The following is a 12,875-nucleotide window of genomic DNA, read 5'->3' as shown; positions in this document are numbered from 1 at the left end:
GGCGGGCGCTTATACGTTCCGTGATCGAGGCGGGGGCGCGATCGAACCCCGCCCGTCGGCCACCGACCGCCGCCCGGGATCGACGTCTCTATACGGGTCGATCGGACAGTCGAGCCATGGTAGCGTCACCCATCGACGGCGGGATCGTCGTGCTCTATCTGATCGGGATGATCGCGGTCGGCTACTGGGGGTATCGGCGCTCCGAATCGTTGGAGGAGTACCTCGTCGCGGGGCGGAACATCCCGCTGTGGATGTACGTCCCGGTGATGTCGGCGGTGATCCTCGGCGGGGCGTCGACCATCGGCGGCGCCGGATTGGGCTACCAGTACGGCGTCTCGGGGGCGTGGCTCGTCGTCTGGCTGGGGCTGGGCGTCGCCGCGATCGGCCTGCTGATCTCGACCCAACTGGCGAACCTCAAGGCCTACACGCTGGGCGAGGTGCTCGAACGCCGGTTCGACGCCTATTCGGGGACCGTCGGCGCGGTCGTCGCGGGCGTCTACGCGCTGACGATCGCCATCACGCAGGTGATCTCGATCGGCACCGTGTTGAGCGCGCTCTCGGGGTACGGCCTCGCGGAGATGACCGTTCTTGCCGGTGCTATCGTCGTCGCCTACACGGCCCTCGGGGGGATGCTCTCGGTGACGATCACCGACTTCCTCCAGTGGCTGGTGATGACCGTCGGGATCTTCGCGCTCGCCCTTCCTCTGGGACTCATCGAAGTGGGTGGAATCTCGGGGCTCACGAGCAAACTCGATCCCTCCTACTTCAGCCCCGGCGGGATCGGGTGGGGGACGGTGTTCACCTACTTCCTGCTGTACTTCCTCGGGATCATGATCGGCCAGGACATCTGGCAGCGCGTGTTCACCGCCGACGGCCCCCGCACGGCGCGAGTCGGAAACGTCGCGACCGGTGCCTACGCGGTGGTCTACGGGATCGCGACCGCCGTGCTGGGAATGATCGCGCTCGTGCTGTTCCCGGCGATCGAGAACCCCGACCTCGCGCTGCCGACGATGGTCATCGAGACAGTCCCGGTCGGCCTCGCGGGGCTGATCCTCGCGGGGTTCATCTCCGCGATGATGTCGACCGCCGACTCGGCCCTGCTCGCCGCCAGCACGCTCTTTACGAACGACATCTACCGCCGGTTCGTCGACCCCGACGCGAGCGAGAAGCGCTACACCGACACCTCCCGGCTCGGCATCGTCGTGCTGGGCGCCGTCGCCATCTGGGCGGCGGTCGCCATCGGCGACGTGATCAACGCCCTGACGCTCGCGTACAACCTGCTGACCGGCGCGATTTTCGTCCCGATCCTGGGCGCCTTTTTCTGGAAGGGCGCGACCTGGCAGGGGGCGCTCGCGGCGATCGTCGGGGGGTCGGTCGTCGTCGTCGCGAGCATGGCCCTGTATGGGTTCGCCTCGGACCTCCCGATCATCTACGGGTTAGCGACGAGCCTCGTCCTCTTCGTCGGCGTGGGCCTCGTGACCGGGCCGCCGCCGCGCGAGAAGCTCGAACGCTGGCTCGCGGACACGTCCTCGGAGCCGACGATCGAGTGACCGGGCGCGCAGCTTTATTGGGCACGACCCCGAAGCCCGGCGTATGCTTCACGCCGAGGGGCCGCTGCTCTCGATCGATCTCGGGGAGCGCAGCCACGACACCGAGGACATAGACGACGTCCTGTCCAGCTTCATCGGTGGACGGGGCGTCGGGACGAAACTCGCCTTCGAGCGGGTCCCGTTCGACGCCGACCCGCTGGGGGAGGAGAACAGGCTCTACTTCACCACCGGGCCGATGCAGGCCAGCCGGATGAGCTACACCGGCCGGACGAACGCGACCGCGCTCTCGCCCCTTACCGATGGACTCGTCTCCTCGAACGCCGGCGGGTTCGTCTCGCGGAACCTCGCCGGGACGGGCTACGGCGCGATCGAGTTGGTGGGAAAGAGCGACGAACCCGTGGTGATCCACGTCACGGACGAGGTCGACGAGTCACACTCGTCGGGCAGCGAGACGGCGTCTCGCGCTCGGGTCGAGTTCGATCCGGTCCCCGATCTGGAGGGCGCGCTCGTCTCCGAGGTGACGGAGTACGTCGAGCGCGAGCGCGACCTCACCGAGGAGAACGCCGTCGCGATCGGTCCCGCCGGCGAGAATCTGGTGAAATTCGCCGCGATCATGACCACCGAATCGCGCGCGTTCGGGCGTGGCGGGCTCGGGGCGGTGCTTGGATCGAAGAACGTCAAGGCGATCACGTTCGACGGCGACTCGCATCCCGAGATCGAGATCCCCGACGTCCAGAACGACGTCCACCGCGAGGCCGCGACCACGGACCACATCATGAAACGCCAGGGGACGACCTCGGTGACGGACCTGGCAAACGAGGTCAACGGCCTGCCCACCCGGTATTTCTCCGAACAACAGTTCGAGGGCGCGGAGGGGATCAACGGCGACCGCGTCGAGGAGAAGAAGTTCAAGAAGGGCACCTGCTCGGCGTGTGCGTTCGCCTGCAAGCTCCCCACGAGGGACGAGGAAAGTGGGTTGGAAACCGAGGGGCCCGAGTTCGAGACGGTGATGGCGTTCGGCTCGAACTGCGCGGTCGACGACATCGTCGACGTGATGCAGTCGAACGAGCTCTGCGACGAATACGGGCTGGACACCATCTCGTGTGGCAACACCGTCGCCGCCTACCTCGCCAGCGAGGACGCCTTCGGCGACGCCGAACTGATCCACGAGACGGTCGAGAAGATCGCCCGCCGGGAGGGGATCGGCGACACGCTCGCCGAGGGGATCTCCCGCGCCCACGAGGAGCTTGGGGTGGGTAACTGGACGGTCAAGAACCTCTCCTTTGCGGGCCACGAGGGACGCACCCTCCACGGTCAGGGGCTGGCCTACGCGGTGGCGAACCGCGGCGCGGACCACATGTACTCGACGTTCTACGCGTGGGAGTATCCCTTGGTAGGGAAGGACGCCGCCTTTCCCCAGAGCGGGTTCGAGGGCAAGCCCGAGGCGATCGTCGAACAGGAGAACGCCCGCGCGCTGGAGGACTGCGGGATCGTCTGTCGCTTTTCGAGAGGAGTCATGAACCCCGACAGGTACGAGGCGCTCTTCTCGGCCGACTACGAGGCCCTCCTCGACGTCGGCGCGCGCGTCGTCGAGATGGAGCGGGAGTTCAACAACGAGCGCGGGTTCGACCGGAGCGACGACACCCTGCCGTACGCCGACCAGTTGGAGGGGTTCGACGACGCCCTCACGGAGTACTACGAGGCGCGCGGCTGGAACGACGACGGCACCGTCTCGACCGCCTCCGCGGACGACTGAGACTACCGCTCGCAGACGAGCGCGTAGTGGTACGGGGGCAGGTCGACCTCGTCGACCGCCGCGAACGGGGCGGCACGGACCCGCCGTCGCGTCTCCGCGGGCGGGAGGCGCACCTCCTCGGGCGGCCCGCGGGGCGCGCCCGCGACGGTGGTTTCTGCCTTCGGCCGGTCGTGCCAGTTGACGACGATCAGGCGGCCCCCCGGCGCGAGCGATCGGTACGCCCGTCTCACGAACTCCGCGGGGTCCTCGATCCCGTGGAAGGTGTTCGCGACGAGGAGGTCGTCGACCGGTTCGGGCAGAAGCGCCTCCAGGTCGCGTGCGTCCCCCTCGATGGGCGTGACGTTCGAGAGGCCACGCTCGGCGGCGGCCTCGCGCAGGTCCTCCAGCAGCGCCGGGTCGATGTCGATCGCGTAGACCGGGGCCGGCGCCACGATCCCGGCGGCGGGGAGCGTGAAGTAGCCGTCCCCGGAACCGACGTCGGCGAGCGACCGGTCGGCCTCGAGGCCGAGGTCGCACAACAGGCGTTCGGGCTCCGGCCAGAGTTCGCCCCACCACCCCCAGTCGGGCTGTCGCGTGTTCCGAAATCGGTCCATGTCCGCCGTTTCGACCGGCGGGGGAAGTACGTCCCGTTTCCGCGGTCGCGGCGCGTCGAGAACCTCGAGGGCGGCCGCTCACGCGAGGCCGCCGAGGAGAGCGCCCACGGTGTAGGCGACGGCCGCGGCGAGCATCCCGACGACGAACATCTCCCCGCCGGCGAGGTACCAGCGGCGGTTCGTCACCAGGCTCCGGCTCGCGCCGACGGCGAAAAAGGCCCCGCCAGTCGCCACGATCGAGAAGGTGAACGCGGGCGTGAGCGCGAGCGCGTAGGGCAACAGCGGCGTCCACCCGGCGACGATGAACGCCAGAAACGTCGCGAACGCCGTGTAGACGGGGGGTTTGTCGGCGACGACGCCACCGACGGGCGCCGCCTCGCCGAGTTGGGCCGTCCGGTAGTCCAGCGCGGAGCGCTGGCTGAGGTAGTTGCTCATCCCCATCGAGAAACCGTCGGCGAAGAGGTTCGCGATCCCCAGAATGAGGACGATCGCCGGGTCGAGGGCGGCCCCCGCGACGCCGGCGACGACCGCGAACGTCGTGACGATCCCGTCGTTCGCCCCGTAGATGACCTCCGCGATGTACCCGCCGGGGTTCTCCAACTCGTCGCCCAGTAGCCGCTCGATCATGTGATCCCCTCGCCCCGGCGACCGATAGACTGTCGGTCATACCGCCGTGAATCGACCGTCGCCAGCACAGGCGGGACTCGTGCTGTTTTCCGTCGAATCATGCCATCGCAGGTCATGCTCCCATGACCGACAGTATAAAACCGCGTGACCGACATCCCCTGCAAGCCGCCGTCGGCGCGCGTTCTCAACCTCCGAGAACGTGCTTCCTATTATATACCCCTCGGCAACCTCTCTACGATCGTAGGTGAACGAAATGGCAACTGCAACCCCCATCCAGGAACCGAACGTCTTCGAGAGCAAGATCGGCGGCATCACCGTCCGCGGCCAGGCCCACAGCCTCAGCGCGTGGTTCGTCCTCGCGCTCCGCCTCATGATGGGCCTCGCGTTCCTGAACGCGGGCCTGAGCAAACTGCTCGGCCCCGAACCGTTCAGCGCGCAGGGCTTCCTGCTCGGGGCGGTCCCCGCGAACGGCGGCCCGCTCGTCGACGTGTTCGCGTGGATCGGCCAGACGGGCTGGATGCTCGCGTTCGTCGACGTCGCCGTCCCGTTCGGGCAGGTCGCGATCGGCCTCGCGCTCCTCGTGGGCGCGTTCGTCCGCCTCGCGGCCTTCTGGGGCGCGTTCATGATGGCGACGTTCTACTTCGCCAACTGGGACGTCGCCCACGGCCTGATCAACGGCGACTTCGCGTACATGCTCGTGTTCCTGGCGGTCGCGGCCTTCGGCGCCGGCCGGATCCTCGGGCTCGACACGCTCATCGAGCGCTACGAGGTCGACGGGACGCCCCTGCTCGAGAAGTACCCGAAGCTCGACTACGTCCTCGGCTGATCCCGGGGACTGAGTCACGTATCGACGATCGAACGCCGAAACCAACGGAGACATACCGATGACGACGACCGCGGGAACGGGACGATGGACGAGGCGACTCCTGGGAGGGCTCGGCGTTCTGCTGATCGCCACGCTCGCCGCCGCGAGCACGAACGCTGGCGGCGTGTCGATGTGGGACGGCCACGTGTGGGGCATGGGCGGTGGACTCGGCTGGGGGCTCATGTGGATCGTGGGCCTCCTCTGGATGGTCGCGCTCGTCGCGATTCCGGTGGCCCTGATCTACTGGCTCGTCGACGGGGACCGGACCGCAAGCGAGGGCGACGGCGCCCTCGCACACCTCCGCGACCGGTACGCCCGCGGCGAGATCGACGACGAGGAGTTCGAGACGCGCCGGGCGAAACTCGAAGAACGCTGATCGCCTGTTTTTCCGCTCGATCCCGCCGATCCGTCAGGTGGTGTACAGCGAGTAGAGGATGATCCCGAAGCCGATCGCCGTCAGCACGCTCTCGATGACCAGCACGATGTCGGTGTCGAGCCCGAACGCCTGGTGGGCCGCCCCGGCGAGAAACGCCCCGAGCGTCACGGCCCCGAACCCGAACGTGAGCGCGCGCAGCGCCGGGATCCGCGTCCGTCGGTACGCGCTGTACGCGAAGTAGGTGATCAGCCCGCCGAAGACCAGCGTGAGCGTCTTCAACGCGGCGACGAGCGTCGCGGCGAGGACGCTCACGTCTCCCTCCGCAGCTCCGACCAGAGGCTGACGAGCCCCTCCTGGGGCTCGGAGACCGGGCGGTCGATCGCCACGTCGAGCGAGCGCTCCGGGGAGACGAACGCCCTGACCGTGACGAAGTCCGCGCGATAGAGCGCGCGGTGGTGGCCGCCCCGACGGATCTCGGTCTGCTGCGTCACGAGCGAGGCCTCGTCGAGGCGCTCTACCTTCCGATACGTCGTCGAGAGGGGGATGTCACAGCGCTCCGCGATCTCCGTGACCGTCCGCGGCTCGCCGAGTTCCGTGATGATCTCCCGACACGTCCGGTCGTCCAGCGCCCGAAAGACGGCGTCGGGATCGGGTACGTCCCGCCCATCTCCCGTCCGTAGCATGGATATCGATCCATCGAATCACGACAAAAACGTTTCCGTCGCCGGTCGCCCCCGACGGAGCCGAGCGGGGCTATCGCTCTAGCAGCATCGCGATACCCCCGCCGCCGCCGATGCTCATGCCGACGACGCCGCGCGTGTGATCCTCTCGGTCCATTCGATGGGCGAGCGTCGTCGTGAGGATCCCGCCGCTTGCCCCGATGGGGTGGCCGAGCGCGACCGCGCCGCCGTCGGGGTTCTGGATCTCGGGCGGGATTCCGAGACGCTCGCGGACGTGGACCATCTGGGCGGCGAACGCCTCGTTCAACTCGTAGCTGTCGACGTCGTCGACGGCGAGGCCGTTCCGGTCGAGCAGCGCCTCGACGGCGTTGCCCACCGCGATCCCGAACCACTCGGGGTCCCGGTACGCGAGGGCGTAGTCGACGACCTCCGCGAGGGGGTCGTCGAACCCCTCGACGCCGTCGCCCACCAACAACGCACAGCCGGCGCCGTCGCTCAGACTGGAGGCGTTGCCGGCGGTGATCGTCCCGTCCTCGGCGAACGCCGGCGGAAGCTCACCCAGCGACTCGACAGTCGAGTCGGGGCGCGGCCCCTCGTCCTCCGTGACCCCCTCGACGGCGACGAGTTCCGCGTCGAACCGGCCCCCGTCGATCGCCGCCGCGGCCCGGCGGTTGCTCTCGGCAGCGTAGGCGTCCTGTGCCTCGCGCGAGACGTCGAACCGCTCGGCGAGCGCCTCGGTCAGTTCGCCCATGTGCGCGTCGCGGGTGACGTCCCACAGCGCGTCGTAGACCAGCGTGTCGACGAGGCGGCTGTCGCCCAGCCGTTTCCCGCGGCGGTGCTCGCGGCTCACGTGCGGCGCGTTCGACATCGACTCCATCCCCCCGGCAACGGCGACGCTCGCCCGGCCGCTCTCGATACGGTCGACCGCGAGCGCGATCGCCCGGAGCCCCGACCCGGAGGCCTCGTTGACCGTCGTCGCCTCCGTGCCGGCGTCGAACCCGGCTTCGAGGACCGCCTGCCGCGCCGGGACCTGTCCGACGCCGGCCTGGATCGCCTCGCCGAGTCCGACCCAGTCGATCCCCGCGGGGTCGAGGTCCGTCCGCGCCCGCAGTCCGTCGAGCGCCGCGGCACCGAGTTCGACCGCCCCGACCTCGGAGAGGCCGCCGAGCAACGCGCCGTGTGGGGTCCGTACCGCGTCCACGAGGTAGACCATACCATGACTTCGCGCCCCGCCGTCATAGCTCCCCCTACCGGATCGCTCGCTCTCCCGTTCGATCGCCGGTAGGTCGATCGACGCCCGGAGGCGCTACGGGTGGCGTCTCGACGGCGGCTCGTCGTTCGTCGAGTTGATGACACGGTAGTGACACTCGGTGGTGACTGACCTGTCTTGTTGTCTCAATTAACTTTATCCGATAGGCTGGAGACGCAACTGCCAATGAACGCCCGAACCGAGCCTGAGACGTATCGAGCGGAGGTGGTCCTGCGCTCGTTGGCACCCCACGGGGTGAGCGAGCGTCAGCGAACGATAATCGACCAGGTCGAGGACTTTCTCGACACCGAGCTACTGGAGGCCGTCGACGTCGAGGTGTGGGGCCGGGAGATGCGGGCCGACCCCGAGGTGCGGACGGCGGCCCACGAACGCTACACGGCCATCGAGTCGTGGGCCGAGGGACGTGGCTGCACGCTCGCGCCCGGGTTCGCCCGCCGCCGGCGCGAGTCGATCGTCGACGACCAGCCCGAGGAGGTGATCAGCTTCCCGCTGATCTGTCTGGTGCTGTACGCCGTCGACGAGGGGGCCGACGAGGACCCCGTGCGGGCGGTGTTCCCGTGTTCGGACGGCGAGCGCACCTACACGGTCATGGACGGGATCGAGACGCTCTCCCACCGGACGGCGCTGAGCGACCTGACCCCCGAGGAGCCGTCCGAGGCAGCCGAGAGACGCCGTCGGCCCGGCACCGTCGGGCGCCCGTAGACGGGGTCGCCTCGTACCGTCGGCCGTGACCCGTTACGGGAGAGTCCGACGATCCGGCCGTTCCCGGCGGTGGGTACGTACAGCCGACGGTATCACTCGTAGGTCGTGGTGAACCCGCCGTCGAACAGCAGGTCCCCGCCGTTGAGGTGACTGGCGTGCGAGGAGAAGCCGAACACGAAGAGGTTCGCCACCTCGGCGGGCGTCATCATCTCCTTCGTTCGAGCCTGCCCGAGCATCACGTCCTCGACGACCTCCCGTTCGGTGATCCCGCGCTCGCGGGCGGTGTCCTCGATCTGATCGACCATCAGCGGCGTCAGCACGTAGCCGACGCTGACCGAAAAGCCCCTCAGGGAGCCCTCGCCCTCGGCGGCGATCGACCGTGTGAGCCCGTTGAGACCGTGTTTCGCGGTGATGTAGGCGACCTTGTCCGTGGTGGCGTAGTGGCCGTGGACCGAGGACATATTGGCGATCGCGCCGACGCCATCGCCGGAAGTCGATGACTTCCGGCCGCCAGCCGAGCTTTGCTCGGCGCTGTCGCTCGTCTCGCGGATGTGCGCCATCGCGTGTTTCGCGACGAGAAACGGCGCGCGCAGCATGACGTCCAGGAGGAGGTCGTACGTCTCGACGGGGAAGTCGGGGATCGAGGCGATGTGTTGTATCCCCGCGATGTTGGCGACGTAGCGCAACTCGCCCTCGGCGGCGGCCGCCTCGACCATCGACTCGACGTCGGCGTCGTCGGTGAGGTCGGTCGGGACGGGGACGACCTCGCCGTCGGCCCCCACGTCCGCCGCGAGGGCGGCGGTCTCGTCCAACCCCTTCTCGTCGACGTCGCCGCCGACGACCGTGAGACCGTTGGCGGCCAGCGCGACGGCGGTGGCCCGTCCGATCCCCGAGGCGGCCCCGGTCACGACGGCGACGCTCTCGGGGCCGAACCGGGGATCCTCGAGGACGAGGAGGTCGTCGGCGGTCAACTCGGGGACGGTCAGGTCGAACTCGTCCGTGGACATGGTTCGGGCGGACCGACGACGGCGAGGGACAAAACGGTGTGGTGACGGTGGACGGTCCGGACTCGGGAGCCGCCCTCGGACGGCCCGGGGAGTTATCGTCGCCGGCGGCCAACCGCCCGTCCATGACGTTCGACGCAAGCACGGTCACGACGGTCACGTTCGACTCGTACAGCACGCTCGTCGACGTGGATGCGGCCGAGACTGCGCTCGCCGAGCGCGTCGCGGACCCCGAACCGGTCTCGAAGCTCTGGCGGGCGCGCTCGCTCGAGTACACGTTCGTCGCGAACCAGATCGACGCCTACCAGCCGTTCTACGAGATGAACCGCGACGCGCTCCAGTACGCCCTCGACGTCCACGACGCGGACGTCTCCGAGTCGGAACGCGACGAGATCCTCGCGGTCTATCACGAACTCGATGTCTTCGACGACGTCCGCGACGGCATCGAACGCCTCCGCGAGGGGGGCTACCACTGTTACGTCGTCTCGAACGGCGACCCCGAGATGCTCGAGTCGATGGTCGAACACGCGGATATCGGAGACATACTGGAGGATACGATCAGCGCCGACGAGATCCGGACGTTCAAACCGGCCGCCGACCTGTATCGGCACGCCGCCGCCCGGACGGGGACGCCGATCGACGAAATCGCGCACGTCACCGCGGGCTGGTTCGACGTGCTGGGCGCCCGCCACGCGGGGATGCAGGGGGTGTGGGTCGACCGGAAGGGCACCCCCTGGGAGCCGTTCGGCGGCGAACCCGACCTCACGATCGGGACGTTCTACGAGCTGGCGGACGAACTGGGCGTGTAGAGCGAGCGCCGTCCAGATCCCGTGTCGCCGACGCGCCTTCGGCGGGGTCGGGATCACGGCGCGGAGCGCGACCGGGGGTCACCGCAGCCCCGGATGAGTCGACGGGCCGAACCGATCGGGGTCGATCGAGTCGGCCGACTCCGGGGAGTCGTAGGTGAGCCGTCGGCCCTCGACCCACTCCTCGTCGGCGTTGGTCACCCAGTCGACGAGGCCGACGACCTGTCGGATCGTCACGAAGTTGTAGACCCCGTCCCACGGGCCCGCGAGGTCGTACTCCGCCTCCCCGGAACCGTGATAGAGCGCGGGAAGCCCCTGGTGGATCCCCGCGACCTCCTCGAACACCTGCCGGCGGACGTCCCGGAGGCCGTCGTGCTCCGGGCTCCACTTCTCCGCGTGGATCCGGTCGAGCACCGACTGGAGGACGGCGTCCGGATCCGAGAGGTCCGCCGGGAGGAACACGCGCGGCTGGCCGAAATCGCTCGCGGCGAAGAAGAGCAGGCGCCCCTCGAAGTCGGCGGCGCGCTCCTCGAGGACGGTTCGGACGCCGTCCTCGTCGAGGTTCGCGCCGTTCGAGGCGCGTAGCTCGCGCTGTCTGGCGAGGAGGTGGACGTACAGTTCGTCGGGGTCGGTGGGCTCGTCGGGGTCGTCACAGGCGTCTGCCGAATCGTCCTCGGCCGTGGCCGGCCGTGTCGTCCCGACGGCCGCGAGGAGCCCGGCAGCGACGCCGACGGACCGGAGGGCGTTCCGACGCGAGAGGGGCGTCGAGGTCGAGTTCGTCGGATGCGATTCTCGGGCGTCGGCCGCCGGTGGGCGGTCTGGGGTGTCGTACATCGATAGCTCCGGCACTGGAATCCAGCGTGGGGGTCGTCCGAGCCGTAGCCCGATTGTAATGGCCTCCATAGCGAGGGTAGGGTGGCGTGAGCGATCCGACGGCCCCCCGTCGTAACCGACGGGCGGACGACCGTACTCGGCGTTCACCGGGCGCGGCGGGACCGGACATATAGGTAGCCGGACGCTACTGGCGGACGATGTACGAGCGCATCCTGCTTCCCGTCGCCGAGGACGCATCGCCGGACGAACGCTACGGGCCCGTCTACGACCTCGCGAAACGGACCGGGGCGACGGTGGCGGTCCTCTCGGTGGCCGACACGGGCCGCGACAGCGTGACGAACCTCGGCGGCGAGGTCGTCGACACCCTCGAGCGGGAGGCGACCGACGCCGTCGAGCGGTTCGCCGAGCACGCACGCGAGCGCTCGATCCCGGTCGAAACGGAGGTCGTTCAGGGCGTCCCACACGAGAAGATCGTCGCGTACGCCGACGCCCGCGACGTCGACCTGATCGTCGTGCGAAAGCGCGATCGCGGCCGGCTCCGGGAGGCGCTGTTGGGAAGCGTCACCGACCGCGTGATCCGTCTCTCCGAGAAGCCCGTCCTCGTTCTCTGAACCGGACGGTTCACGCCGCCGAGGCGGCGGTGGTTTCGTCTACCTCGTCGAGCGGGTCCTCGAGTTCCCCGACGACGGCCTCCATCGCGTCCGTGGCGGTCACCAGCCCGACGAGGTCGCCCTCCGCGGAGCGAACGAGCGCGAGTTCCTGGCTCTCGGCCTGGAACCGGTCGATGACGTCGCTGACGCTCGTCCCCTCGGGGACGGTCATGGGCGGGGCGGCGATCCCCTCGAGGCTCGTCTCTCCGGACTGGAGGGCGTCGATCCGATCGAGGGCCGCCGAGACGTAGACGATCCCGCGGAAGTCCTCGGGGTCCTCGCCGATCAGCGGATAGCGGTTGTGCAGCGACCCGGAGAGTCGTTCGAGGTTCTCCGAGAGGGACAGTTCCGTCGAGAGGAAGACCACGTCCTCGCGGTCGACCATGACGTCCCCGACGGTCATCCGCCCGACCGCGAGCGCGCCCAGCACCTCCTCGTAGCGTTCCTCGTCGAGGTCGCCCCGCGCGAGCAGCGACTCCATCCGGTGTCTCAGGTCGGCCCGGCTCTCGATGCGGTCCTGTTCGGTTTCGAGCCACGCGCCGGTCATCTCGATGCCGAACAGTTTGAGCGTCGCCTTCGCGACCCAGTCGCCGAGCGTGATCAGCGGGGAGATCAGCCAGTGAAACCAGTACAGGGGGGTCGCCCCGTACCGACAGACCCACCGCGAGCGCTCGACGCCCAGATACGTCGGGGTCTGTTCGCCGTGGGTCAGGTGGACGAGGTTGATGATCAGAAACGAGAGGATCGCGGCCGACCCGACTGACGCCAACAGGGTCCCCTCGAACAGCGGTTCGAAGAGCGCGGCCAGCGCGGGCTCGGCGACGATCCCGACCGCGATGCTCGAGGCCGTGATCCCGACCTGACAGGTCGTCAGGTAAATCTCAAGGTTATCGGTCATCGCCCAGGCGCGTTCCAAGGCGGGGTTGTCACCGACGAACTCCTCCTCGTCGAACTGCCGGGCGCGGGTCAGACCGAACTCGACGGCGACGAAAAACGCGTTCGCAGCGATGAGACCGGCCCCGGCGACGAGTCGAGCGGCGACCTCTAAGGAGACCATTCGCCGGACGGAGACGGCCGAGACGCAAAGAACGTTCGATGGGTTCCTCCGGGGTGAAAAAGGAAAGCCATATTGGTTCCCTTACTGAAGGCATGATATGGTAAT

15 protein-coding genes are annotated in these 12,875 nt (G+C 68.7%); 7 read left to right on the top strand and 8 right to left on the bottom strand.

The genetic code is table 11. The features are described from left to right. Window positions 1–116 precede the first annotated feature (116 nt). Window positions 117–1,550, top strand: a complete 1,434-nt coding sequence (locus tag QRT08_RS10050; protein ID WP_286045812.1) for a sodium:solute symporter family protein — start codon at window positions 117–119, stop codon at window positions 1,548–1,550. A gap of 43 nt (window positions 1,551–1,593) precedes the next feature. Beyond that, on the top strand, window positions 1,594–3,306 hold the full coding sequence (locus QRT08_RS10045; protein WP_286045811.1) for an aldehyde ferredoxin oxidoreductase family protein: 1,713 nt from the start codon (window positions 1,594–1,596) through the stop codon (window positions 3,304–3,306). Window positions 3,307–3,308: 2 nt separating this feature from the next. Here QRT08_RS10045 and QRT08_RS10040 read toward each other — a convergent pair whose 3' ends face one another. Then, entirely contained in the window at window positions 3,309–3,899 is a 591-nt protein-coding gene (locus QRT08_RS10040; RefSeq protein ID WP_286045810.1) for a class I SAM-dependent methyltransferase, read from the bottom strand. 78 nt (window positions 3,900–3,977) lie between these two features. Beyond that, a complete protein-coding gene (locus QRT08_RS10035) occupies window positions 3,978–4,526 on the bottom strand; it encodes a VIT1/CCC1 transporter family protein (RefSeq protein WP_286045809.1) in 549 nt (182 codons plus the stop codon). 253 nt (window positions 4,527–4,779) lie between these two features. Here QRT08_RS10035 and QRT08_RS10030 point away from each other — a divergent pair, with 253 nt between their 5' ends. Further along, entirely contained in the window at window positions 4,780–5,352 is a 573-nt protein-coding gene (locus QRT08_RS10030) for a DoxX family protein (protein ID WP_286045808.1), read from the top strand. 58 nt (window positions 5,353–5,410) lie between these two features. Then, complete coding sequence (locus QRT08_RS10025; RefSeq protein WP_286045807.1) at window positions 5,411–5,767, top strand: SHOCT domain-containing protein; 357 nt, start codon at window positions 5,411–5,413, stop codon at window positions 5,765–5,767. A gap of 33 nt (window positions 5,768–5,800) precedes the next feature. Here the strand turns inward: QRT08_RS10025 and QRT08_RS10020 are convergent, their stop codons facing one another. The 3 genes from QRT08_RS10020 to QRT08_RS10010 all read right to left on the bottom strand — a co-directional run bounded on the left by QRT08_RS10020 (window position 5,801) and on the right by QRT08_RS10010 (window position 7,660). After that, window positions 5,801–6,079: a DUF7521 family protein gene (locus tag QRT08_RS10020; RefSeq protein WP_286045806.1), complete on the bottom strand. Its 279-nt coding sequence runs from the start codon at window positions 6,077–6,079 to the stop codon at window positions 5,801–5,803. Beyond that, on the bottom strand, window positions 6,076–6,450 hold the full coding sequence (locus QRT08_RS10015) for a winged helix-turn-helix domain-containing protein (protein ID WP_286045805.1): 375 nt from the start codon (window positions 6,448–6,450) through the stop codon (window positions 6,076–6,078). Before QRT08_RS10015 ends, QRT08_RS10020 begins: the two co-directional genes overlap by 4 nt. A 70-nt stretch (window positions 6,451–6,520) precedes the next feature. Further along, window positions 6,521–7,660: a thiolase family protein gene (locus QRT08_RS10010; RefSeq protein ID WP_286045804.1), complete on the bottom strand. Its 1,140-nt coding sequence runs from the start codon at window positions 7,658–7,660 to the stop codon at window positions 6,521–6,523. 222 nt (window positions 7,661–7,882) lie between these two features. Here QRT08_RS10010 and QRT08_RS10005 point away from each other — a divergent pair, with 222 nt between their 5' ends. Continuing rightward, the gene (locus QRT08_RS10005) at window positions 7,883–8,419 is read left to right on the top strand and encodes an HTH domain-containing protein (RefSeq protein WP_286045803.1); all 537 of its coding nucleotides are present in this window, start codon (window positions 7,883–7,885) and stop codon (window positions 8,417–8,419) included. 92 nt (window positions 8,420–8,511) lie between these two features. On the opposite strand, the gene QRT08_RS10000 is transcribed toward QRT08_RS10005, so the two are convergent. Then, window positions 8,512–9,426, bottom strand: coding sequence for an SDR family oxidoreductase (locus QRT08_RS10000; RefSeq protein WP_286045802.1), 915 nt, complete (start codon window positions 9,424–9,426; stop codon window positions 8,512–8,514). A 122-nt stretch (window positions 9,427–9,548) separates the two neighbouring features. Here QRT08_RS10000 and QRT08_RS09995 point away from each other — a divergent pair, with 122 nt between their 5' ends. After that, on the top strand, window positions 9,549–10,232 hold the full coding sequence (locus QRT08_RS09995; RefSeq protein ID WP_286045801.1) for a haloacid dehalogenase type II: 684 nt from the start codon (window positions 9,549–9,551) through the stop codon (window positions 10,230–10,232). 78 nt (window positions 10,233–10,310) lie between these two features. Here the strand turns inward: QRT08_RS09995 and QRT08_RS09990 are convergent, their stop codons facing one another. Next, entirely contained in the window at window positions 10,311–11,063 is a 753-nt protein-coding gene (locus QRT08_RS09990) for a hypothetical protein (RefSeq protein ID WP_286045800.1), read from the bottom strand. A gap of 197 nt (window positions 11,064–11,260) precedes the next feature. Between QRT08_RS09990 and QRT08_RS09985 the strand changes: the two genes are divergently transcribed. Further along, window positions 11,261–11,674 (top strand): universal stress protein, encoded by a 414-nt coding sequence (locus QRT08_RS09985; protein ID WP_286045799.1) that lies wholly within the window; start codon window positions 11,261–11,263, stop codon window positions 11,672–11,674. 10 nt (window positions 11,675–11,684) lie between these two features. Here QRT08_RS09985 and QRT08_RS09980 read toward each other — a convergent pair whose 3' ends face one another. After that, window positions 11,685–12,770 carry a CNNM domain-containing protein gene (locus QRT08_RS09980; RefSeq protein WP_286045798.1) on the bottom strand — a complete coding sequence of 362 codons (1,086 nt, stop codon included), beginning with the start codon at window positions 12,768–12,770 and terminating at the stop codon, window positions 11,685–11,687. Window positions 12,771–12,875 lie beyond the last annotated feature (105 nt).

The organism is Halalkalicoccus sp. NIPERK01 (assembly GCF_030287405.1).
GTDB lineage: Archaea > Halobacteriota > Halobacteria > Halobacteriales > Halalkalicoccaceae > Halalkalicoccus.
Note: the sequence above shows the minus strand (reverse complement) of the source record. Positions and strands in the feature narration are given on the sequence as shown.

Bases quoted from the DNA above. Each gene is read 5' to 3' on its own strand.
- QRT08_RS10000 (WP_286045802.1), bottom strand. From the start codon at position 9,426: ATGTCCACGGACGAGTTCGACCTGACCGTCCCCGAGTTGACCGCCGAC.
- QRT08_RS10050 (WP_286045812.1), top strand. From the start codon at position 117: ATGGTAGCGTCACCCATCGACGGCGGGATCGTCGTGCTCTATCTGATC.
- QRT08_RS10040 (WP_286045810.1), bottom strand. From the start codon at position 3,899: ATGGACCGATTTCGGAACACGCGACAGCCCGACTGGGGGTGGTGGGGC.
- QRT08_RS09995 (WP_286045801.1), top strand. From the start codon at position 9,549: ATGACGTTCGACGCAAGCACGGTCACGACGGTCACGTTCGACTCGTAC.
- QRT08_RS10010 (WP_286045804.1), bottom strand. From the start codon at position 7,660: ATGGTCTACCTCGTGGACGCGGTACGGACCCCACACGGCGCGTTGCTC.
- QRT08_RS10005 (WP_286045803.1), top strand. From the start codon at position 7,883: ATGAACGCCCGAACCGAGCCTGAGACGTATCGAGCGGAGGTGGTCCTG.
- QRT08_RS10030 (WP_286045808.1), top strand. From the start codon at position 4,780: ATGGCAACTGCAACCCCCATCCAGGAACCGAACGTCTTCGAGAGCAAG.
- QRT08_RS10045 (WP_286045811.1), top strand. From the start codon at position 1,594: ATGCTTCACGCCGAGGGGCCGCTGCTCTCGATCGATCTCGGGGAGCGC.
- QRT08_RS10025 (WP_286045807.1), top strand. From the start codon at position 5,411: ATGACGACGACCGCGGGAACGGGACGATGGACGAGGCGACTCCTGGGA.
- QRT08_RS10035 (WP_286045809.1), bottom strand. From the start codon at position 4,526: ATGATCGAGCGGCTACTGGGCGACGAGTTGGAGAACCCCGGCGGGTAC.
- QRT08_RS09985 (WP_286045799.1), top strand. From the start codon at position 11,261: ATGTACGAGCGCATCCTGCTTCCCGTCGCCGAGGACGCATCGCCGGAC.
- QRT08_RS09980 (WP_286045798.1), bottom strand. From the start codon at position 12,770: ATGGTCTCCTTAGAGGTCGCCGCTCGACTCGTCGCCGGGGCCGGTCTC.
- QRT08_RS10015 (WP_286045805.1), bottom strand. From the start codon at position 6,450: ATGCTACGGACGGGAGATGGGCGGGACGTACCCGATCCCGACGCCGTC.
- QRT08_RS09990 (WP_286045800.1), bottom strand. From the start codon at position 11,063: ATGTACGACACCCCAGACCGCCCACCGGCGGCCGACGCCCGAGAATCG.